18 protein-coding genes, 1 tRNA gene, 1 other RNA gene and 1 pseudogene are annotated in these 22,164 nt (G+C 66.4%); 11 read left to right on the forward strand and 10 right to left on the reverse strand.

What is annotated here, in order from left to right:
• Positions 1-92: 92 nt before the first annotated feature.
• Together rnpB and rpmG are read left to right on the forward strand one after the other, a co-directional pair.
• Positions 93-464: RNase P RNA component class A (gene rnpB, locus PAF18_RS03755), an RNA gene on the forward strand.
• A gap of 136 nt (positions 465-600) precedes the next feature.
• Positions 601-768: a 50S ribosomal protein L33 gene (rpmG, locus tag PAF18_RS03760; RefSeq protein ID WP_271117296.1), complete on the forward strand. Its 168-nt coding sequence runs from the start codon at positions 601-603 to the stop codon at positions 766-768.
• Between the two features lie 155 nt (positions 769-923).
• On the opposite strand, the gene lnt is transcribed toward rpmG, so the two are convergent.
• Entirely contained in the window at positions 924-2,450 is a 1,527-nt protein-coding gene (lnt, locus tag PAF18_RS03765; RefSeq protein WP_271117297.1) for an apolipoprotein N-acyltransferase, read from the reverse strand.
• A gap of 608 nt (positions 2,451-3,058) precedes the next feature.
• A pseudogene (locus PAF18_RS03770) lies at positions 3,059-4,600 on the reverse strand (DEAD/DEAH box helicase); the annotation flags it as partial.
• 211 nt (positions 4,601-4,811) lie between these two features.
• Between PAF18_RS03770 and PAF18_RS03775 the strand changes: the two are divergent.
• On the forward strand, positions 4,812-6,941 hold the full coding sequence (locus PAF18_RS03775; protein ID WP_271117298.1) for a cation:proton antiporter domain-containing protein: 2,130 nt from the start codon (positions 4,812-4,814) through the stop codon (positions 6,939-6,941).
• 105 nt (positions 6,942-7,046) lie between these two features.
• Positions 7,047-8,672 (forward strand): DUF4139 domain-containing protein, encoded by a 1,626-nt coding sequence (locus tag PAF18_RS03780; RefSeq protein WP_271117299.1) that lies wholly within the window; start codon positions 7,047-7,049, stop codon positions 8,670-8,672.
• Position 8,673: 1 nt separating this feature from the next.
• On the opposite strand, the gene PAF18_RS03785 is transcribed toward PAF18_RS03780, so the two are convergent.
• The 3 genes from PAF18_RS03785 to tkt all read right to left on the reverse strand — a co-directional run bounded on the left by PAF18_RS03785 (position 8,674) and on the right by tkt (position 12,582).
• Complete coding sequence (locus PAF18_RS03785; protein WP_271117300.1) at positions 8,674-9,573, reverse strand: lysophospholipid acyltransferase family protein; 900 nt, start codon at positions 9,571-9,573, stop codon at positions 8,674-8,676.
• Positions 9,566-10,495, reverse strand: a complete 930-nt coding sequence (locus tag PAF18_RS03790; protein ID WP_271117301.1) for a DMT family transporter — start codon at positions 10,493-10,495, stop codon at positions 9,566-9,568. Before PAF18_RS03790 ends, PAF18_RS03785 begins: the two co-directional genes overlap by 8 nt.
• A gap of 68 nt (positions 10,496-10,563) precedes the next feature.
• On the reverse strand, positions 10,564-12,582 hold the full coding sequence (tkt, locus tag PAF18_RS03795; RefSeq protein WP_271117302.1) for a transketolase: 2,019 nt from the start codon (positions 12,580-12,582) through the stop codon (positions 10,564-10,566).
• 344 nt (positions 12,583-12,926) lie between these two features.
• Between tkt and PAF18_RS03800 the strand changes: the two genes are divergently transcribed.
• From PAF18_RS03800 to glpK, 6 genes are all read left to right on the forward strand, one after another.
• Entirely contained in the window at positions 12,927-13,676 is a 750-nt protein-coding gene (locus PAF18_RS03800) for a 50S ribosomal protein L21 (RefSeq protein WP_271117303.1), read from the forward strand.
• Positions 13,677-13,680: 4 nt separating this feature from the next.
• Positions 13,681-13,953 (forward strand): 50S ribosomal protein L27, encoded by a 273-nt coding sequence (rpmA, locus tag PAF18_RS03805; RefSeq protein WP_271117304.1) that lies wholly within the window; start codon positions 13,681-13,683, stop codon positions 13,951-13,953.
• 114 nt (positions 13,954-14,067) lie between these two features.
• Positions 14,068-14,628 carry a GNAT family N-acetyltransferase gene (locus PAF18_RS03810; protein WP_271117305.1) on the forward strand — a complete coding sequence of 187 codons (561 nt, stop codon included), beginning with the start codon at positions 14,068-14,070 and terminating at the stop codon, positions 14,626-14,628.
• 269 nt (positions 14,629-14,897) lie between these two features.
• Positions 14,898-15,791, forward strand: coding sequence for an aldo/keto reductase (locus PAF18_RS03815; RefSeq protein WP_271118049.1), 894 nt, complete (start codon positions 14,898-14,900; stop codon positions 15,789-15,791).
• Positions 15,788-16,279 carry a flavin reductase family protein gene (locus PAF18_RS03820; RefSeq protein WP_271117306.1) on the forward strand — a complete coding sequence of 164 codons (492 nt, stop codon included), beginning with the start codon at positions 15,788-15,790 and terminating at the stop codon, positions 16,277-16,279. Before PAF18_RS03815 ends, PAF18_RS03820 begins: the two co-directional genes overlap by 4 nt.
• Before the next feature lie 61 nt (positions 16,280-16,340).
• Entirely contained in the window at positions 16,341-17,837 is a 1,497-nt protein-coding gene (gene glpK, locus PAF18_RS03825) for a glycerol kinase GlpK (RefSeq protein WP_271117307.1), read from the forward strand.
• On the opposite strand, the gene PAF18_RS03830 is transcribed toward glpK, so the two are convergent.
• The 4 genes from PAF18_RS03830 to PAF18_RS03845 form a co-directional block, all read right to left on the reverse strand.
• Positions 17,825-19,303 (reverse strand): carboxypeptidase M32, encoded by a 1,479-nt coding sequence (locus tag PAF18_RS03830; protein ID WP_271117308.1) that lies wholly within the window; start codon positions 19,301-19,303, stop codon positions 17,825-17,827. The genes glpK and PAF18_RS03830 overlap by 13 nt on opposite strands.
• Positions 19,300-20,448 (reverse strand): heme A synthase, encoded by a 1,149-nt coding sequence (gene ctaA / locus PAF18_RS03835; RefSeq protein ID WP_271117309.1) that lies wholly within the window; start codon positions 20,446-20,448, stop codon positions 19,300-19,302. The genes PAF18_RS03830 and ctaA overlap by 4 nt, the downstream gene beginning before the upstream one ends.
• Positions 20,449-20,544: 96 nt before the next feature.
• Entirely contained in the window at positions 20,545-20,952 is a 408-nt protein-coding gene (locus PAF18_RS03840) for a hypothetical protein (RefSeq protein WP_271117310.1), read from the reverse strand.
• Positions 20,945-21,562 carry a DUF5671 domain-containing protein gene (locus tag PAF18_RS03845; RefSeq protein WP_271117311.1) on the reverse strand — a complete coding sequence of 206 codons (618 nt, stop codon included), beginning with the start codon at positions 21,560-21,562 and terminating at the stop codon, positions 20,945-20,947. Before PAF18_RS03845 ends, PAF18_RS03840 begins: the two co-directional genes overlap by 8 nt.
• A 151-nt stretch (positions 21,563-21,713) precedes the next feature.
• On the opposite strand from PAF18_RS03845, the gene PAF18_RS03850 reads away from it, so the two are divergent.
• Positions 21,714-21,788, forward strand: a tRNA-Gly gene (locus PAF18_RS03850).
• 79 nt (positions 21,789-21,867) lie between these two features.
• Here PAF18_RS03850 and PAF18_RS03855 read toward each other — a convergent pair.
• Positions 21,868-22,116 (reverse strand): BolA family protein, encoded by a 249-nt coding sequence (locus tag PAF18_RS03855; protein ID WP_271117312.1) that lies wholly within the window; start codon positions 22,114-22,116, stop codon positions 21,868-21,870.
• Positions 22,117-22,164: the final 48 nt, after the last annotated feature.

Below are 22,164 nucleotides of genomic sequence, written 5' to 3' on the forward strand. Positions count from 1 at the left end.
CCCGGCTGACCATCACGCAAGCGGCTTGTTGCCTTGTGCCGCGCGTCCGGTTGCCTTGACCCCCCGTCGCAAACCCCTCATATCCCCCTTACGCGGATGGCTGGATGACCGCGGGGGCGCGCCCCCGAGGAAAGTCCGGACTCCATGAGGCAACGGTGCCGGGTAACGCCCGGCGGGGGTAACCCCAGGGAAAGCGCAACAGAGAACAGACCGCCTGTGCCGGTCACAGGTAAGGGTGAAACGGTGGGGTAAGAGCCCACCGGGGGCGTGGCAACAGGCCCCGCTTGGCAAGCCCCACCGGGAGCAATGCCGAATAGGGATCTCGCGCCGGCAACGGCAGCGCCGCCTTGCGCCAGAAGATCCGGGTTGGCAGCTTGACGCAGGCAGTAATGCGCTGCGCAGAGGAATGGTCATCCAGGGGGCTCGCCCCCGGACAGAATCCGGCTTACAGGCCGTCCGCGTCTCGTTCCGCCTCAAGCGGCGCGAAAACCCGCCCGGGGCCCGTGTTTTCCGGTTGACATGCGCGGCGCGCGCGCTAAATAGCGGGCTTCATGAATTTTCACGGTGGCCGTTCGGCGCCGCCGCAGCAGGAGAAGCAACATGGCGAAGCCGGCGACGATCAAGATCCGCCTGAACTCGACGGCCGGGACCGGGCATTTCTATGTGACGAAAAAGAATGCCAAGAGCATGACCGAAAAGATGACGGTCAACAAATACGACCCGGTGGTCCGCAAGCATGTCGAATACAAGGAAGGCAAGATCAAGTAAGATCGCCTGCCCCTCGACGTGATGACGAAACCGCGCTTCGGCGCGGTTTTTTTATGGTCGAAGGTGGCATGAGCGGCCACAGTGATGGATATTTGGATCAGGGTGAACTTCATCCTGACGGAAATATCCCCGCCGGAGGCTCCATTCGGCGCCGCTCAGCGTCGCCGGTACCGCGCCGCGCCGAACAGCGCCGCCATCGCCAGAGCCAGCACCGGCCACGGTCCGAGCCGGGTCCAGAGTGTCGTCGGCAGCGCCGCAGGCAGGGCGGCGTCGATATGGCCGGTGGCGCCGAGCGGCAGGCTGGCTGTGATGCGTCCCAGAGGGTCGATCGCCGCGCTGATCCCGGTATTCGCCGCGCGCATCAGCGGCAGCCCCGATTCGATGGCGCGCAGCCGCGCCTGCGCCAGATGCTGATACGGCCCGGAAAATGTCCCGAACCATGCATCATTGGTGGCCTGCACCAGCCATTCGGCGCCGTCGACCGCGCGCAGATGCTGGGGAAAGATCGCCTCGTAGCAGATCAGCGGCTGCACCGGGGGCAGCCCGTCAGGCGTCATGACCTGCGGGCCGGGGCCGGGCGTATAGCCGAAACCCTGCTGCGCCGCGAAGGCCCCGATCCCTAGCTTCGAGAGCGCCGCGCCCCAGGGGATATATTCGCCGAAGGGGACAAGGTGGAACTTGTCATAGCTCTGCCGCACTGCGCCCTGCGGGGTGAGCTCGATCAGCGCGTTGTAATAGCGGTTCCCTTCGGCGCGCTGAATGCCCATCAGCACCGGCATGTCGGCGGTCCGGCCGATCACCGACAGTGCCTCGCCGCCATGATCGAGCAGAAAATTCACCGCGGTCTCGGGCCAGATCACCGCATCGGGGGCGGGGCCGTCCGGCGCGGCGGCGGTCTCGGTCAGCAGCCGGTCCCAGAAGATCTGCGCCCAGTCGGGGTCCCATTTCAGCGCCTGCTCGGCATTGGGCTGGACGAGGCGCAGCGTGGTTCCGGTCAGCGTCACCGGCGTGTCGAGTCGTTTCAGACCGCCCGCCCAGGCCATGGCGATCAGCAGCGCCGACAGCGCAGCGCCGGGCCAAACACCGCGCCAGCCCGGTTCCACGCCCCGAAACAGCAGCGGCAGCGTTGCGGCGGTCGCGGTCAGCGCCGACAGCCCGACCGCGCCGATGAGGCTGGCCGCCTGTGCGGCGGGGGTGTCGATCCAGACATGGCCCAGCAATGTCCAGGGGAAGCCGGTAAAAATCCATCCGCGCAGCCAGTCCGAGATCACCAGCCCGGCGGCGAAGGCGAGGGCGCGCGGCGCGCCGGGTGCGGCGATACGGCCCGCCAGCCAGCCGGGCACCGCCCAGAACAATCCTCCGCCGGTCGCCATAAGGATCAGCGCGAAGGGGGCCATCCAGCCATAGATCTCGGGTTCGACAAGGAAGGGCTCTACGATCCAGCTCAGCGCGACGGCAAAATAGCCGGTTCCGGCGGCGAGGGCGCGCAGGGCGCTGCGGCCCGCGCCATCGCTGGCACCGACGCGCCAGAACAGGGCACAGAGCGCGATCAGGGTGAGCGGCCATAATCCCCAGGGCGCGTGGCCGAGCGCCGCGGCGGCGCCGAGTCCGAGATCGGTGATCAGCGGCACCAGCCTGTTGCGGCGCGGCAGGGCGCGGTCAGAGAGGGCGCCGCCGGTCATCGTCGCCGGCCTCAGCCTTCGCTGTCGCTGTCCGGTGCAGGGCTATGGCCCGGGGCTGCTGCCGCGTCCTGCGTCTCGGCAGCAGTCTCTTGGCTGTCCTCGGCCTTCTTGCGGCGCGGGCTGCGGCGCTTGGGCTTGGGCTTGTCCTCGGCAGTCGGCGCGTCATCGCCTGCCAAAGCGTCCGGCTGTGCCGCATCCTTCCCCGCCGCATCCTCTGCGGTCGCGGCCGTCTTGGCCTTGCTGCGGCTGGGGGTGCGGCGCGTGCGCTTTGCGGGCGCTTTCTTTTCGGGCTCCGGATCCGTGTCAGCGGCTGGCTCTGCCGTGGCGGTGTCCTCCTCCGCTTTGGTCTCGGCCTCGGATTTCCGCTTGCGGCTGCGGCGCGCCGGTTTCTTCGGCTCGGCGTCGGGCGCAGCATCTGCTTCGGGCGTGGCCTCGGCCTCTGCCGGTTGCGCCTCGGTCTGCGGCTGATCCGTCTGCTGCTCCGGCGCATCGTCCTTGCGGCTGCGCCGCTTGCGCTTGGGTTTCGGCGCCTCTTCGGCGGGCGCGTCCTGGGCCGGGGTTGCGTCGGATTTCTCGATCGCCGCATCCGTAGCGGCGAGCGCGCCGCTGAAGCTTTGCTTGAGGAATTCCGGGATGTGATCGCCCATGCCCGTAACGGCAGGCCCGCCATCGCCACGCCGACGGTCGTCGCGGCGCGAGGACTGGCCGCGCCGGTCCGAGGCGCGGTCGTCGCGTGATCTGTCGTCCCGCTTGCGATCGTCGCGCGACTTGCCGGAGGGTTTCTCGTCGCGGCTGCTGTCGCCGCGGCGCGGTTCGGGCGCGGCGGTTTCCTGGGCCGCGCTGTCGGGTTTGCTGCTTTCGGCGGCCGCAGTGTCGCGCTTGGCCTCGTCGCCGCGTTCCTCGCGGCGTTCATCCCGGCGGCTGCGCGAGCGCGAGCGGGTGCCGCCCTTGCCATCTCGCCCCGGGCGCGGCGCCGCTCTGGCGGAATCGGACAGCGAGAACCCTTCCGGCGGGTCCATCCGAGGCAGGGTATGCTTCACCAGATTCTCGATGCCCGAGAGATATTTGTCATCCGAGGGCGTGGCGATGGAATAGGCCGTGCCCTTCCGGCCCGCGCGGCCGGTGCGCCCGATACGGTGGACATAATCCTCGGCATGAGAGGGCAGGTCGAAATTGAACACATGGCTGACGGCGGGAATATCCAGCCCGCGCGCCGCCACATCCGAGGCAACCAGGAAGCGCAGCGTCCCCTCGCGGAACCCGTCGAGCGTGCGCATGCGCTGGCTTTGATCCAGATCGCCGTGGATCGGCGCGGCGTCGAGCCCGTGCTTTTTCAGCGATTTCGCGACGATATCGACTTCGGTCTTGCGGTTGCAGAAGATGATGGCGTTCTTCAGCCCCTCGCCCTCGGCCTCGATCAGCGCGCGCAGAAGCTCGCGCTTCTGCTTGGCGGTCTGGTCCTTGCGGGTCGGCGTGATCTCGATCAGCTTTTGCGTGATGGTGTCCGAGGTGGTGGCCTGACGCGCCACCTCGATCCGTTCCGGCGTGTGCAGGAAGGTGTTGGTGATCCGCTCGATCTCGGGCGCCATGGTGGCGCTGAAGAACAGCGTCTGGCGGGTGAAGGGCGTCAGCTGGAAGATGCGTTCGATATCGGGGATGAAGCCCATATCCAGCATGCGGTCGGCCTCGTCGACGACCATGACCTCGACCCCGGTCAGCAGCAGCTTGCCGCGTTCGAAATGATCCAGCAGACGGCCCGGCGTGGCGATCAGCACATCGACGCCCCGGTCGATCAGCTTGTCCTGTTCGCCGAAGGACACCCCGCCGATCAGCAGCGCCTTGGTCAGGCGGGTGTTCTTGGCATAGATGTCGAAATTCTCGGCCACCTGCGCGGCCAGTTCGCGCGTCGGGCACAGCACCAGACTGCGCGGCATCCGCGCCCGCGCCCGGCCCCGCGACAGGCGGGTGATCATCGGCAGGGTGAAGCTGGCGGTCTTGCCGGTGCCGGTCTGGGCGATGCCCAGAACGTCGCGGCCTTCGAGTGCGGGCGGGATCGCCCCGGCCTGGATCGGCGTCGGGGTTTCGTAACCCGCTTCGGCCACGGCCTTGAGAACTTTCGGATCGAGTTTGAGGTCGGAGAATTTTGTCATATGCGTCCATTCGCCGCGTCTTGAGGCGCAGGTGAAAAAATGGGACGCAGTCTCACGCCCCTCGCTTGACCGCCGGATGCGGACGGGTTTGCCCTAGCTTAATAGGGGCCGGGCGTCAATATTGCAGCACCGCGGCGCGGGCCATGTGTCTTGAATGGAACAGAATCAGCCCGTAAGCGGTTGCGCCGCAGAGATTCGAGGGAAAGTGGACATGGCAGTTGAAGGAGCGGGCGGGCTGAGCCCGGTCGAGGCGTTTGCTCTGGTCGGCATGGTCGGCGTCGGAGCGCAGTGGCTGGCATGGAAGTTCCGCCTTCCCGGCATCGTGGTGATGCTGGCGGCGGGGCTGATCCTCGGGCCGTTCACCGGGATCTTCATCCCCGAGCGCGATATCGGCGATCTCGTCGGTCCGATGATTTCGCTGGCGGTGGCGGTGATCCTGTTCGAAGGGGGGCTGACGCTGAATTTCAAGCAGCTCGCCGATGCCGCGCCGGGGGTGCGGCGCCTGGTCTTTATCGGCGCGCCGCTCGGCTGGTTCCTGTCGTCGCTGGCGCTGGCCTATATCGCCGGGCTGAGCTGGCAATCGGCCATCGTCTTCGGCGGGGTCATGATCGTCACCGGCCCGACCGTCATCGCGCCGCTGCTGCGCACGGCAAAACTCTTCAACCGCCCCGCCCAGCTTCTGCAATGGGAAGGCATCGTCAACGACGCGGTAGGCGCGCTCGTCGCCGTCATCGCGCTGGAGGTGGTGCTGGTCCGCCAGCAGGAATTATCCGCGGGCGAAGCGGTCTGGACCGTGGCCTCGGGCGTGGTGTTTGCGACGCTGGTCGGCTTTGCCGGTGCGGTCGGGATCGTCAAGGCGTTTCAGCGCTCGCTGGTGCCGGAATACATGAAGGTGCCGCTGCTTTTCGTCGTGGTGATCGCGGCCTTCGCGGTGTCGGATATGGTGCTGCATGAATCGGGTCTGCTGGCGGTGACAGTGATGGGGCTGGTGATCGCCAATGCCGATCTGCCGTCCTACACCGAGATTTACCGCTTCAAGGAACAGGCGACCACGCTGCTGCTGTCGGGTGTCTTCATCCTGCTGGCGGCGGGCGTCAATCTCGAGATGCTGTCGCTGCTCAACTGGCGCTCGGCGCTGTTTATCCTTGCCGTCATCCTTCTGGTCCGGCCGGCAACGGTGCTGGCCTCTTTGTCGTGGACCTCGATCCCGTGGAAGGAGAGGCTGCTCGTCGCCTTTACCGGGCCGCGGGGGGTGGTGCTGCTGGCGATCTCGGGCATCTTTGCCGAACGGCTTGTGGCCGAAGGGATCGAGGATGGCGCCGTGTTGCAACCGCTGGCCTTTGTGCTGGTGCTGACCACGGTGATCCTGCACGGCTTCGGGCTGAAACCGCTGGCCAACCGGCTGGGTCTGAGTTCGGGCGAGCAGCCGGGGCTGATCATCGTCGGCGGCTCGGCCTTTTCGACGGGGCTGGCGACCGCGCTCGGCAATGCCGATGTCAAGGTGCTGGTCACCGATCCCAACCGGGGCATGCTGCGCTCGGCCCGGCAGGCGGGGGTGCCGATCTATTACGGGGACATCCTGTCCGAAGCGGCCGAGCACGGGGTGGAGTTCATCACCTATTCGACCATTCTGGCCGCGTCGGACAACGACGCCTATAACACGCTGGTCGCCACCGACCTCGCGCCGGAATTCGGCCGCGATTCGATCTGGCAGATCTCGCGCGCCAAAGAGGACCGGGCGCGGCATTCCCTGCCTAGCCAGCTTGGCGGGCAAGGCGTGAATGGCGGCCGGACGCTCGCGCAATATCTGGAATTGCTCGCCGATGGCTGGATCTTCCGCACCACTCGGCTGACCGAGGAATATACTTACGCAGACTGGAAAGAGGCCCGCGAAGGGGCGATCCCGCTTGCCATCGTCGAAGAAAGCGAGGTGCGTTTCGTCGGGCGCGACGAAGAGCCGGAGGGCCGTCCGGGAATGCGGATCATCTCGATGATCCCGCCCGAGATCGCGGAAAAGATCCGCCGCGAATCCGACGAGGTCAGCAAGGAGCGGGAACTGGCCCGCGAAGAGGCCAAGGCGGTGCGCAAGGGTGCTGGTTCGGGCAGCCTGCGCGAGGATGACAGCAGCGACCCGGTGGACGCCTCGGATGATGAGGTGCTGGGCGAGGACGGCCATGATCCGGCAACCGAACATGACGCCAATGGCGGCGACGGCGCGGCGGGCAGGCCCGCGGCGGACGATCATAGCGACGCGTTCCGCCATGACAGCGGCGCCTATTACGGCGGTACCGAGAACCCGGGACCGGATGCGGGCGCCGAGGACGGGCCGGGCAAGGGCTGATACCGACCCGGCGGCACACGGTGAAGTGAAGCGCCGTGTGTCGCCAGGCTTTGCCACGCCGTGCCGGGCTGGGGCATGATTTCCCTGTGGAAACCAGAGGATGCCATGCGTGAGCTGTTGACCAGTGCCGCCATTCTATTGGCCGCCCCTGCCTTCGCCGACAGATTCGAACTCGACGCGCCCGTCCGCGAGGCGGTGCTGTATCCGCAGGGCGCGAGCGTGACGCGCATCGCCCGGACCGAACTGCCCGAAGGCGCGCATGAGCTCGTCATTCCGGGCCTGCCGCCCGGGACCAGCCCCGACAGCCTGCGCGTCTCGGCCGAAGGGGCCGGTATCGGCGCGGTCAGTCTCCAGCGAGGGCGCGCATTGCCTGACAGCAGTGCCGATCCCGACGCCATCGCGGCTGCGCGGCAGGAGGTGAGGCGGTTGGAACGCAGCCTGCGCGCGCATGACGCCGAGGCCGAGCTCATCGCCGCCGAGGCCGAGACCGCGCGCGACATGGTGGCCTTCCTCAAGGATCTCGCCCGCAGCGACAGCGCGGGCTCGGGCGATGTGAACGCGCTTGCCGATATGGTTGGCGCCCGCATCCTCGCTGCCCGCCGCAGCGCCATCGAGGCCGAGACCCGCGCCTTTGCCGCGGCGCAGGGCCGTGGCGAGGCCGAGCGCGCGCTGGAAAACGCCCGCCAGCGTCTCGAAGCGCTCGAGCAGCCGCCAAGCGACGACCGGGCAACGCTGGTCATCGCGGTGAACGGGCAAGGCGGCCCGGCAACGCTGCGCATCACCGGTCATGTCGATGCGGCAAGCTGGGCCCCGGTCTATGATCTCCGGCTGGATCAGGAGGCCGGTTCGCTGACGCTGGAACGCGGGCTGCTTGTCAGCCAGTCGAGCGGCGAAGACTGGTCAGACGTCGCGCTGACGCTGTCCACCTCGCGCCCTGCACAGCGCTCGGCCCCGAGCGAGCTGTCACCGCACAGGGTCCGCATCTACGACCCGGAAGATCCGGTGAGGCCGGTCTATGCCGAAACAGAGATGATGGCCGCGGATATGGCCGGCGGGGCGCTGATGAAGCAGCCCTCGCCGGTGGCTGACGCGGCGCGGACCGAGTTCATGGGCGCGACCGCGATCTATCGTTATGACAGCCCGGTCGATCTGCGCGACGGGGTGGACGATCTGCGCCTGTCGCTGGACCGACAGGACATGCCGATCGAGGCTCTGGTGGCCGAGGCGGTGCCCGCCCGCGACAGCACCGCCTATCTGGTCGCCGACACCGAAAACCCCCTGCAAGAGGCGATCCTGCCCGGCCCGGCGACGCTCTATGCCGATGGCGCGATGGTCGGGCGCACCCGGCTCGATCTGACCGCCGCGGGCGACGAAATGAAGATCGGCTTCGGTGCGATTGACGGGATCATGCTCGAACGGCGGCTGCCGGACCGGCAAAGCGGCGATATGGGCCTGATCCGCCGCAGCGCGGCGCTTGACGAAACCGCGATCCTGTCGGCAGAGAACCTGACCGGGCGAGATTACAGGTTGCGCATGATCGACCGGGTGCCGGTCTCTGAGCAAGAGGCGCTGACGGTCGACTGGACCGCATCGGTGCCGCCCGATGAAACCGATCCCGACGGCAAGCGCGGCCTCCTGGTCTGGGAGATGCCGCTGAATGCCGGGCAGCGTCAGGAGATCACGCTGACGACCTCGCTGCGATGGCCCGAGGATATGGAACTGGCCGAGTGATCTAGCGCCGCCCGCGCTTCTTCCAGCGGCGATGCACCCAGAACCACTGGCCCGGATGGGCGCGGATGCGGGTTTCCAGATCGTCATTCAGCGCCTGCATCATTTCGCGCGGGGTGGTGTGATCGACGGCGGCGCCGACCTCGACGCGGAAGCTCAGCCCGTCCGGCTGGCGAACCCCGGCAATCGGCAGCAGCAGCGCATCATAGCGCAGCGCCAGCTCGGCCGGGGTCAGCACCGTGCGCGAGGGCAGGCCGAAGAATTGCAGCTCGGTGCCATCATGGACGAACTGATCGAAGCCAAGCGCCAGCATCCCGCCGCCGCGCAGGAATTTCAGCATCGCGGCGAAACCGGCACGGCCGCGCGGAAAGACCGGCTCGGCAATGGCCTGAATGGCCGGGATGTAATGGGCGTTGAACGCCTCGTTGTTCATCGGACGATACAGCGCCCCGACCGGCCAGCCCTGCGCCGCAAGCGCCGCGCGCATGGCGTCGTAATTGCCGAAATGCGCACAGGCGAGGATCACCGGGCGGTCCTGTTCCGCGGCATCGCGCAGCGCCGCCAGCCCCGGCCCGGTCAGCGGCGCATCGGCGGCGATGCGAGAGGTGAATTCGTCACCCGAATAGATCTCGGCCATCGAGCGGCCGGCATTGTTCAGCACCTCGCGCGCGATCTGCTTGCGGGCAGCGTCGTCCAGTTTGGGCATGGCGAGGGCAAGATTTTCCCGCGCCCGTTTCGCCCATCCCGCTAGCGGCCCGAGCAGGCGAGCGAAGAACCAGCCGACCGCCGGAATCCGCCGCTCATAGGGCAGGGCGCGCGCCAGCCCCATCACCGCGAGGAATGCGGTATTGGCCAGCCGGTCGGTCCAGCTCGTGTCGTCATCGTCCCTGTCGCGCCTAGCCATGTTCCGCCAGCTTCTTCTCGCGCGACCAGATATAGATCCCGGCCCCGACGATGATTGCCGCGCCGATCACCGTCCAGATATCGGGCAGCACGCCCCAGAACAGCCAGCCCCAGACGCCGGCCCAGACCACGCCGGTATAGCCGAACGGCGCGATCGCGCCCGCCTCGGCGATGGAGAAGGCGCGGATCAGCAGCGCCTGCGAGGCGGCCCCGAAACAGCCGATCAGCCCATAGGCCCAGAGATGTTCGGCGCGGATCGGCTCCCAGAAGAACGGCACCACGGCCGAGCTGGCGACGGCGCCCACCATCACCGACCAGATCAGCGAGGTGCCGAGCGCATCGGCCCGCACCATCCGGGTCAGCAGCGCGCCCGCCGCGAAGGTGAAGGCCCCGATCAGCGGCAGCAGCGCCGCCGGGTGAAACACGCCCGCGCCGGGCCGGATGATGATCATCGCGCCGATCATGGCTGCGACAATGCCGAGAATGCGCCGCCAGCCAATCGTCTCGCCCAGAAACAGCGCCCCGCCAAGCGTGATCAGCACCGGGTTCATGTCCATGATCGCGGTGGCCTCGGCGATGCCGATATATTTCAACGAGGTGAAGAACAGCGAGACCGAGGCAAGCTGCGTCACCGCCCGCCAGAACTGGAACATCGGGTGGCGTGATCGCAGCATCGGAAGGAACCGCGTCCGGAACACCAGAAGCACCACCACCAGATTGCCCATGAACCGCGCCCAGACCACCTGCGCGGGCGAATAGAACTGGCCCAGATATTTCGCGGTGGCATCCATCAGCGTGAACAGGAAAATCGCCGAGCACAGAATCAGGATGCCTTGCGTCTGGTCGCTGCGCGATAGCTGCCGCGTGCCGTCACGCTCGCGCCCGAACAGGGCGAAACCACGCGGAAGCGGGCGCAACGCCATCAGAGAAACGCAGCGCGATCAGATCGCTGCGCCTCGTTCTTCAAGCTGTGGAGCGGTGCCGTTGACACTTACAGCAGCGCCTTCGCTTTTTCGACAACCGCCTCGGGGGTGATGCCGAACTCCTCATAGAGCCGGGGCGCCGGGGCCGAGGCTCCGAAACCGTCCATCCCCACAAAGGCCGCGCGGGCATCGCTGCCGCGCTCTCCCATCAACAGCCAGTCCCAGCCCTGCCGGACCCCGGCTTCGATGGCGACGCGGACCGTGTCGCCCGGCAGCACCTGCTGGCGATAGGCTTCGTCCTGATCGCGGAACAGCTCCATGCAGGGGACCGACACGACGCGGGTCGGCGTCCCGGCCTCTTCAAGCTTTTCCTGCGCCTTCACCGCGATTTCCACCTCGGAACCCGAAGCCATCAGGATCACCTTCGGCGTGGCGGAGGCTTCGCGCATGACATAGGCGCCCCTGGCGGAAAGGTTGTCGCCCGCGTCCTGACGCAGAAGCGGCAGACCCTGGCGCGACAATGCCATGACCGAAGGCGCATCCTCGCTGTCCAGAGCGATCTCCCAGGCTTCGGCAGTCTCGATCAGGTCGCAGGGGCGCAGCACCAGCGTGTTGGGCGTGGCGCGGCACATGGCAAGATGCTCGACAGGCTGGTGGGTCGGCCCGTCCTCGCCAAGCCCGATCGAATCGTGGGTCATGACATAGATCACCCCAAGCCCCATCAGTGCCGAAAGCCGCATGCCGCCGCGCGCGTAATCGGTAAAGGTCAGGAAGGTGCCGCCATAGGGGCGGAAGCCGCCATGCAGGAAGATCCCGTTCATCGCGGCGGCCATACCGTGTTCGCGGATGCCGTAATGCAGATAGCGCCCGGCGCGGTTCTGCACGTCGAACACGCCAAGATCGCCGGTCTTGGTGTTGTTCGAGCCGGTCAGGTCGGCGGAGCCGCCGAACATCTCGGGCAGGGCCGGGTTGATGACTTCCAGCACCATTTCCGAGGCTTTCCGGGTCGCGACCTTGTGCTGCCCTTCCAGGGCCTGATCCTTCAGCGCGGCAATCGCCGGGCCGAGCTTGCCGTTGGATTCCCCCGAGATGCGGCGCGCGAAGGCATCGCGCTTGTCGGCCGCCAGCCCGTCGACGCGGTCATTCCAGGCCTGACGCGCCTCGGCGCCACGCTTGCCGATCTCGCGCCACTCCGAGAGGATGTCGTCGGGGATGATGAATTCGGCATGCTCCCAGCCGTAATGGCGGCGCGTGGCGGCAATTTCCTCGTCTCCCAGGGGCGAGCCATGCGCGCCCGCCGTGCCCTGCTTCTTCTCGGAGCCGTATCCGATGATGGTCTTGCAATCCACGAGGGTGGGGCGGCCATCGCCATTCGCGGCCTCACTCAGCGCGCGGTCGATATCGGCGGCGTCATGGCCGTCGCAGGACAGCACGCGCCAGCCCGACGCCTCGAAACGCTGGCGCTGATCGGTCTTGTCCGACAGGCTCACCGCGCCGTCGATGGTGATGTCGTTATTATCCCACAGCACGATCAGCCGCCCGAGCTTCTGCGCCCCGGCAAGCGCGATGGCCTCCTGGCTGATGCCTTCCATCAGGCAGCCATCCCCGGCGATGACCCAGGTACGGTGGCTGCACAGATCCTCGCCGAACTCGGCCCGCATCGCCTCTTCGGCGATGGCGAAGCCGACCGAGGTGGCGATCCCCTGACCGAGCGGGCCGGTGGTGGTCTCGATCCCCTCGGCATGGCCGTATTCGGGATGACCCGCCGTGATCGCGCCCCATTGGCGGAAATTCTTGATCTGCTCGATGGTCATCTGCTCGTAGCCGGTCAGGTAGAGCAGCGCGTAAAGCAGCATCGAGCCATGTCCGGCCGACAGGATGAAACGGTCGCGGTCGAACCAGTTCGGCGCGCTGGCGTCGAATTTCAGGTGATTGCGGAACAGCACGGTGGCCACGTCGGCCATGCCCATCGGCATGCCGGGATGGCCGGAATTGGCAGCCTGCACCGCATCCATCGCCAGCACCCGGATCGAGGTGGCGAGATTCCAGTGCTGCGGATCGGCATTGCGGCGGGCGTCGAGGTCCATGGGGTTCATCCTTTGATGCGAGCTTGGCCCCCTGATAGGCAGGAGCCGATGCGGTTTCAAGTCGGCGTCGCGCGTGGCTGGACATGGCGCGCGCCGCCGCTATGAACGCAGCCTCGCGGGGAAAGAATGCCGCGATAAGGGTGCGCGCTGGCGGCAGGCTGTTGCTTGACTTTGCCCGCCGAATCCCCCATATGCAGCTCACCGGCCGGGCATCGCCCGTTGCCGGCGTTATATTTTTCAACCATCACCCGATGCGCGGGTGCGCTGTCCGAAGGCGGGCCCATCGCCCGAAACGCCAGCAATTGCTGGGGCCGCAGGATGCGGGATACGAAGGAAGACGACGAATGTTCGCAGTTCTCAAGACGGGCGGCAAGCAATACCGCGTTCAGGCGGGCGACGTGCTGCGCGTGGAAAAACTGGCCGCCGGTGCTGGCGAGAAAGTCCAGTTCAACGAAATTCTGATGGTCGGCTCGACCATCGGCTCGCCGCTGGTGGATGGTGCCGCGGTTCAGGCCGAGGTCATCGACCAGATCAAGGCCGACAAGGTCATCACCTATGTCAAGCGCCGCCGCAAGCACAGCTCGCAGCGGACCCGCGGCCATCGTCAGCAGCTGACCCTGCTGCGCGTGACCGACGTGCTGGAAAAGGGCGGCGATAAGTCGGGCGTCAAGGAAGCCATTGGCGCGCGCACCGCCGGTGCCTCTTACGTGTCGGAAGCCGAGGCGAAAAAAACCGCCAAGAAAGCCGCCGCGAAGAAGGACGACAAGCCCGCCGCCAAGAAAGAGACCGCAGCGAAGGCCGAGAAAAAGGCCGACAAGGCGGACGACGCCCCGAAAAGCGCCGGCACCCGCCCCGCCAATCTTCTGACCGAAGCCCGTGAGGGCGGTGCCGACGATCTCAAGCAGATCTCGGGCGTGGGTCCGAAGCTGGAAGAGCTGCTGCACGAGAACGGCGTGTTCCATTTCGATCAGATCGCCGAGTGGAAAAAGGCCGAGATCGAATATATGGACGACCAGCTGGCCTTCCATGGCCGTATCGAGCGCGACGACTGGATCAAGCAGGCCAAGGAACTGGCCAAAGGCAAGAAGGACTGAAACCATGGCACATAAAAAAGCAGGCGGTTCGTCCCGGAACGGCCGCGACTCCGCTGGCCGCCGCCTTGGCGTCAAGCTGTATGGCGGTCAGAGCGCCATCGCAGGCAACATCATCGTGCGTCAGCGCGGCACCACCTGGTGGCCGGGCCAGAATGTCGGCATGGGCCGCGATCACACTCTTTTCGCGCTCACCGATGGCGAAGTGACCTTCAAAAAGGGTCTCAAGGGTCGCACTTATATTTCGGTCATGCCCGTTAATGCCGAGGCTGCCGAGTAAGCCGATACGAACCCGGCGAATATCAGGGGGATCGGCGCAAGCCGGTCCCCCTTAGAATTTTGGGGCACCGCATCGCACGCGTCAGCGCGCGCGCGCCCCGCAGGAGGAGAAAAGATGAACGCAGTTGCCGAGGTTGCCCCCGATGCCGTCGCCGATCAGCCCGTGATCCGCACCGAACGGCTGGAACTGCGACCGCTGCGCCGCTCGGATGTCGGGCTGATCGCGCATTACACCGCCGATCGCCGCGTGGCCGAGGGCACCCGCGCCATCCCGCACCCGCTGCCGCCCGGCGCCGCCGAGGCCTTTGTAAGCCGTGCGATGGACGCAGAGCGGACCGAAGATGTCTGGGCCATCGACGGCTCGGCCGGCGGGCTCGGCGAGGTCCTGGGCATCGTCTCTCTGACCCGGATGGAGGATCAGCAATCCGAGCTGGGATTCTGGGTCGGCGCCGGGTTCTGGAATACCGGCTTTGCCAGCGAGGCGGTCAGCGGGCTGGTGTCGGTCAATCCGCATCAGGCGCGCACGCTGTTTGCCGAGGTGTTTCAGGACAATCCCGGCTCGGCCCGTGTGCTGACCAATTGCGGCTTCGCCTATCTCGGTGACGCGGAAAGCTGGTCGGTGGCACGCAATTCCCGCGTCCCCACCTGGACCTATCTGCGCCGCATGAAGGACTGATCTGCGCGCCGCAAGGCGGTGCCTCCGCACCAGCGCTGCGAAAGGTCAGGAATCATGGCAAATTGCGCCGACGGCTTGCCTCGGGGCGGAACTTCGACCAAGGTGGCGCGATGATCGCGAGCGCCGGGAATGATGCAAATACAACCAGTTTCAAGGAGTTGCATCGGCACGCCGTCACGGGCAAGACCGGGCGGCCGCGGCGGGTGACGTTCGTCGCGTCATGCCGATAAAGACAGGAATTTGTAATCCGAGAGGTCGAGCCGATGGAAATGAACCGGATTTCGATTGCCGATGGTGTCGCGCTGAGCCGGATCGGCTACGGAATGTGGCGGATCGCCGATGACAGCGACACCAGCCCCGGCCATGTTCAGGCCAAGATCGAGGCCTGTCTGGAACAGGGCATCACCACGCTGGACCAGGCGGATATCTATGGCGGCTATACGGCCGAGGCCGTGCTCGGCGCGGCGCTGAAGGCAGCGCCAGAGCTGCGCGACAAGGTCGAGATCGTCACCAAATGCGGGATCGTCGCACCGATGGGCCGCCATGCAGCGGCGCGGGTCAAGCATTACGACACCTCGGCTTCCCATATCGCGGCCAGCGTCGATGCCAGCCTGCGCGACATGAAGACCGACCGCATCGATCTTTTGCTAATCCACCGCCCCGATCCGCTGATGGACCCGGTCGAGACCGGTCGCGCTCTGGATGCGGTGGTCGAGGCGGGCAAGGTGCGCGCCGTCGGTGTGTCGAACTTCCGCCCCCATGACATCGCGCTTTTGCAGGAGAGCATGTACCAGCCGCTCTGCGCCAACCAGATCGAGATCTCGCTTGCCGCGCCCGAGGCGCTCAGCAATGGCGATCTGGCCTTCATGCAGCGCGAAGGGATGCTGCCGATGGCCTGGTCTCCGCTGGCCGGGGGGGCGCTGTTTGCGGGGGTGCGCCCGGCGCTGATCGAGGCGCTGCGCAACATGGCCGAGACCAAGGGCTGCGATCTTGCGGCGCTCGCCGTGGCATGGCTGTTGCATCATCCGGCAGGGATCATCCCGGTGATGGGCACCAACACGCTGACACGGATCCGACAGCTTTCTGATGCGTTGAGCGTCGAGATGGATCGCGAGGACTGGTTCATTCTGTACGAGGCAGCGCTCGGCCACGAGGTCGCATGACATCATTCACCCCCGATCACGACCATGCCCGCGCCTTCCGCGACGCGCTTGGCAGCTTCGCGACCGGGGTGACGGTTGTGACGATCCCGTCAGCAACAGGGCCGCAGGGGCTGACCGCCAACAGCTTCGCATCGCTGTCTCTCGCGCCCCCGCTTGTGCTGTGGTCGCCGGGGAAATTCTCGCGCCGCCATGATCTCTTCGCCCAAGCGCCCTATTTCAGCGTGCATGTGCTGGCCGAGGATCAGCGCGATCTGGCCGAGCGGTTCACCCGCGGTGGCGCGCAGTTCGACGGTCTGGATCTGGCCGCTTCGCCCGAGCATGTGCCGGTGATCCCCGGCGTGCTGACCCGTTTTGATTGCGCGCTTCATGACAGCCATGACGCCGGAGACCACACGCTGGTCATCGGCCATGTGCTGCGGGTCGAGGCGGGCAGGGGCAGGCCGCTCGTCTTCGCGCAGGGGGACTGGGGCGCGCATCGTCCGCTGTGACGCGGCACCGGCTTGACGGCGGCCGCGCCCCGCGCGACCAATCGGGCAGGGAGGACGCTTCATGACCATTCTCGCCATCGACCAGGGCACCACCTCATCGCGCGGCATCGTGTTTTCGGACGATCTGTCGGTCGAGGCCACCGCGCAGCAGGAATTCGATCAGCATTTCCCGCAATCGGGCTGGGTCGAGCATGATCCCGACGATATCTGGACCACCACCGCCGCCACCGCGCGCGGCGCGATCGAGAAGGCGGGCGCGCCGCGGATCGACGCGATCGGCATCACCAATCAGCGCGAAACCACGCTGATCTGGGATCGCGGCACCGGCAGGCCGATTCACCGAGCGATTGTCTGGCAGGACCGCCGGACCGCGGATATTTGTGTCAGGATGAAATCCGAAGGTCACGAGAGCCAGGTCACCGATACGACCGGGTTGTTGCTGGACCCTTATTTCAGCGCCACGAAGATCGGCTGGATTCTCGATCAGGTCGAGGGCGCCCGGGGCCGCGCCGAGAAGGGCGAGCTGGCTTTCGGTACGGTGGATACGTTTCTGATCTGGAAACTCACCGGCGGGCAGAGCCATGTCACCGACGCCACCAATGCCGCGCGGACGATGCTGTATGACATTCGCAAGGGCGAGTGGTCCGAAGAGATGTGCCGGATGTTCGGCGTGCCGATGGCGCTGCTGCCGGAGGTGCGCGATTCGGCGGCGGAATTCGGGGTGACACGCGCCGATCTGTTCGGGCGCGAGGTGCCGATCCTCGGCGTGGCGGGCGATCAGCAGGCGGCGACGGTGGGGCAGGCCTGTTTCGAGGCCGGGATGATGAAGTCCACCTATGGCACGGGCTGCTTCGCGCTGCTGAACACCGGCGAAGAGGCGGTGCGCTCGGAAAACCGGCTTCTGACGACCATCGCCTATCAGCTGGACGGCAAGCCGGTCTATGCGCTTGAGGGGTCGATCTTCATCGCCGGCGCGGTGGTGCAATGGCTGCGCGACGGGCTGAAGATCATCCGCGAGGCCGGCGAGACGGCGGATCTGTCGGCCAAGGCCGATGAGGGGCAGGAGATCATCATGGTCGCCGCCTTTACCGGGCTGGGCGCGCCATACTGGAACCCGAATGCGCGGGGCGGGGTGTTCGGCCTGACCCGGAACACCGGTCCGGCGGAATTCGCGCTTGCCGCGCTGCGCTCGGTCGGGTTCCAGACGCGGGATCTGTTGCAGGCGATGCGGGCCGACTGGCCGGATGCGGGCGACGCGGTGCTGCGCGTCGATGGCGGCATGACCGCCAGCGAACCGGCGATGCAGTTCCTTGCCGATATTCTGGGCGCGCCGGTGGACCGGCCCGAGAATACCGAGACCACGGCGCAGGGCGCGGCATGGCTGGCGGGATACAAGGCCGGGATCTGTCCGGGGCCGGAGGAATATGCACGGGCCTGGAAGCTCGACCGGCGTTTCGAGCCGCGCATGGACGAGGCCGCGCGGCACAAGCATTACAGCGCCTGGAAGCGTGCCGTTTCCGCCGTGATCGCCATGACCGGCGAGGATCAGAGCGCGTAGATGCCGCCGAATTTCTCTTCGAGATAGTCGAGCAGCGGCTCGGCCGAGACGTCCTCTCCGCTGGCCTGCTCGATCAGTTGCGCGGCTGGGATGAGCCTGCCGTGGCGATGGACATTCTCGCGCAGCCATTCGACGGCGGGGGTGGCGTCTCCCTCGCGCAGGGCGGTGTCCAGATCGGGCAGCGCGTCGCGCATGGCCCGGTTCAGGCAGCCCGCATAGACATTGCCGAGCGCATAGGTCGGGAAATAGCCGAACAGCCCCACCGCCCAATGCACATCCTGCAGCACGCCGTTGGAGGGCTTGTCGACCGCGACGCCGAAATCCTTGAGGAAGCGCGCGTTCCACGCCTCTTCCAGATCCTCGACATCCAGCTTGCCCGAGATCAGGTCGCGCTCCAGATCGAAGCGCATCATGATGTGGAGATTATACTGCACCTCGTCGGATTCGGTGCGGATATAGCCCGGCGTGACCCGGTTCACGCTGCCATAGAAGCCGCGCGGGTCGGTGATGTTCAGCCCGTCAAACGCCTCGGTCATGCGCTCGAACAGCCAATGGGTGAAGGCCTCCGAGCGGCCGATCTGGTTCTCGGCGATGCGGGATTGCGATTCGTGCACGCCCAGAGACACCCCGCCGCCAAGCGCGGTAAAGGCATAGTCGCTATCGATGCCGAGTTCGTAATTGGAATGGCCGACCTCGTGAATGGTCGAATAGAGGCAGTTGAACGGGTCCGCCGTGACCACGCGCGTGGTGATCCGGCTGTCCTGCCACGTCCCCGAGCTGAACGGATGCACCGCCAGATCCATGCGGCCCCGCGACCAGTCATAGCCGAAGGCCGTGGCGCATTGCCGGGCAAGGCGAAGCTGGGTCTCTGCCGGGAACTGCCCGCTCAGCGGTTCGGGCTGGATCTCGGCGCCCAGAACGTCGTCGCGCAGCTGCACGAGGCGCGGGCGCATCGCGGTGAAGATCGCCGACAGGCTCTCTGCCGTCGCGCCGGGTTCGTAATCGTCCAGCAACGCGTCATAGGCGCCGCCGCCATCCGCGAGCGCTGCGGCCTCTTCGCGCTTCAGCATCAGTATTTCCGAGAGCGTCGGCAGGAAGGCGGACACGTCATCCGCGCCCCGCGCCTCGGCCCAGATCCCCTGCGAGAGAGAGGTCAGCCGGGCAAGCTCCGTCGCCAGCCGCGCCGGGATGCGGATCTGGCGGCGGTAATCGCGCCCGATCAGCGCCAGCATCCTTGCATCCTCGGCATCCTCTGCCTCGGATTCGGCGCTGTCGAGCCATTCGCCGATGCGCGGATCGGTCCGGCGTTCATGCAGCACGGCCTCCATCGCGGCGATTTCTTCGGCGCGTTGTTCCGTGGCTCCGCGTGGCATGACGGTTTCCTGATCCCAGCCAAGCCGTTGCGCGACCGAGGACAGCGCCTCGGTGGTGCGCTGAAATTCCATGAGGGCGTCGAAATCGCTCATTTCCGGACTCCGCGGACAGAGGTTTCATGGGGGAAGCGTGCATGATGCCGCGCGCGGATGATCAGCGTGAACAGCGCCACCGCGCCGATCTGGTGGGTCAGCGCCAACGGCAGCGGCGAGGCGTGGATCACGTTCATGATGCCCAGCCCGATCTGCACCGCCATCGCGACCAGCATCACCGTGAAGGCACCGCGAGTCACCGGGTGCGGCGAGCGGCGGGCGCGCAGCCAGACCACCACCGCGAAGATCGCCAGCAGATAGCCCGACATGCGGTGGATGAACTGCACGAGGGCAGGGTTTTCAAAGAAGTTCCGCCAGCCGAGCGTTCCGTCCCAGATCGCCGCCGGGATCCACTCGCCGCCCATGGTCGGCCAGCCGGTATATTGCCGCCCGGCGTCGATCCCCGCGACAAGCGCGCCCAGCAGGATTTGCAGGAAGGCGAAATGCATCAGCCCGGTGGACATGGAAAATAGCTTCGCCTCTCCGGCGCGGCGGGCGCGCATCAGATCCGCCTCGGAGCGCGACAGATGCAGGGCATACCACGCGATCAGCCCGAGAATCGCGAAGGCGAGGCCCAGATGCACGGCCAGCCGATAGCTGGCGACCGAGGTCAGCGTCGTGGTGGCGACGCCGGAATAGACCATCCACCAGCCGATCGCGCCTTGCAGACCGCCAAGCGCGCCGAGGATCAGCAGGCGCGGGGTCCAGCCGGTCGGAATGCGCCTGCGCAGCAGGAACCACAGGAAACCCGCTGCCCAGACCAGGCCGATGATCCGGCCAAGCTGGCGATGCGACCATTCCCACCAGTAGATCCGCTTGAAGCCCGCAAGCTCCATATCCGGGTTCACCTCGGCATATTGCGGGATCTGCTTGTAGGCGTCGAATTCCGCCTGCCAGTCGGCCTCGTTCATCGGCGGCAGCGCGCCGGTGACCGGCGCCCATTCGGTGATCGACAGACCCGAGCCGGTCAGCCGCGTCGCCCCGCCAAGCGCGATCATCGCCGAGACCAGCACGAACAGCACGATCAGCCACGCTCGGATGGCGCGGCGCGCGCCCTTGGGTGCGGCGTCGATCATGCCGCCCGTCGCGGGGGCGGCGGGCTTGGTGTCCTCGGTCACGTCCTGAAAGATCGGGCGTTTGGCCATATGCGGGGCTCCTGTCGCCTGGCTGGGATTGCTGGCCTCGACTTAGCGCGTGCGGGCAGGAGCGTCCAGCCGGTCAGCGTGCGGCAAGGCGGCTTTTCAGGGGATGGAAACGGCCGAGATGACGCAGCCCGCCGCGGGGTCGAAGCTGTCGGCGCCATAGCCGAGCCGGGACGGGATATTCTCGGGATATTCGAACCCGGCACAGATGCGGAAATTGCGCGGACCGGTGGTTTCGTAGCGGTAGCTGTCGCCGGTGAACGGATCTGTCAGCCTCAGCGGGCCGGGGCAGTTGATGGTCGCCCCCGGAGCGTCGGGCATGACCTCACCGGTTTCCGCCTGACACACCACGTTGCGCGCCAGATCCATCATGTCCTCGATGCGGATGCGGTCACGATATTCGGCACGCGACTGCGCCGGTCCGCCGGTCAACAGCAGCCCGGCCACCACGAGGAAGAGGGCGAGGGCAGCAATTGCCCATGCCGCGATATTTTGCCGGTCAGCCATCGGTCTCGCCGCGGTAATAGCCATAGATCAGGCCGGCGATCAGCGCGACAAGCGCGGCTTTCGCGAAAAAGCGCATCGTGACCTCGCCGTTCAGCAGCGCATAGACGACGAAGACCAGATCCCCGAGCAGGGTCAGCATCGCAAGCAGCAGCGTCACGGAGGCCAGCCAACGCCGGACAGGGGACCGGCGGGTGCCGCCGTTCTCCTTGCCGGTGCGCATGCTGTTGCGGTGCAGGATCAGGAAGATCGGGACGAACCCGATCAGCGCCGCCATCGAAAAGCGCATGCTGCCCGCGCTGGGTTCGGCATGTTGGGCCGGCATCGGGATCAGCTCTTCGATCACATCGAAACCGAGTGCGCCCAGATGAAAGGCGACGATGCCGAGCGTAATGAACAGCAATCCGAACATCAGCGCGTCGCGCGCGGTGCCGGTGCTGCGCGGGCGCGGCACGGGCGGCATTCCGGGCTCTTCGCCCCATGCCATCAGCGCATGTTCTCTTTCGCGGTCCGACCATCCCGCACGCGTCAGCGCGGCGTCGATCTCATCGCGGCTGCGCCCGGCAGCGAGTGCCTGGCGGACGAAATCAGTGAGGGAGTCGGTAAGCTGCATCATCTATCTCCGGCGCGGAGCTGGTCAGAAGCGCGCGGCCTCCGCAAGACATATTTTTTTCATCGAAATCTCCGATTTCCGCTTGCACCCCCGGTCGGGCTGACCTAAATGACGCTCCACCGGCGACACAGAGCGTCGGCCGGAAACGGATGCGGGTGTAGCTCAGGGGTAGAGCGTTACCTTGCCAAGGTAAATGTCGTGAGTTCGAATCTCATCACCCGCTCCAGTTTCTCTCTTGAAAAGACCGGGCCAGCGCCCGGTCTTTCGCGTTTTAGACTGGCCTTGCCGCGCCGCTGACATCCGCCTCAGCACCCGATCTCGATCGCAAGGGCATGGATGCGCGGGACGATATCGCCAAGCGTGCGATGGATCAGCCGATGCCGCTCGATGCGGCTCAGCCCGTCAAACTCGGCTGAGGCGATGCGGATGCGGAAATGCGACTGCCCGCCCTCGCGAAACCCGGCATGGCCGCGATGGCTCTCGGATTCGTCGATCACCTCAAGCCGGTGCGGCGAAAGCTGCTGAAGCGCATTGCGGATGTCTTCGGCGATCATTTGCCAGTGCCCCCTTTATTCCGACGCGAAATAGCTTAGAGTATGGCA

The sequence above is a fragment of the Paracoccus sediminicola genome (assembly GCF_027912835.1).
GTDB classification, from domain to species: Bacteria; Pseudomonadota; Alphaproteobacteria; order Rhodobacterales; family Rhodobacteraceae; genus Paracoccus; species Paracoccus sediminicola.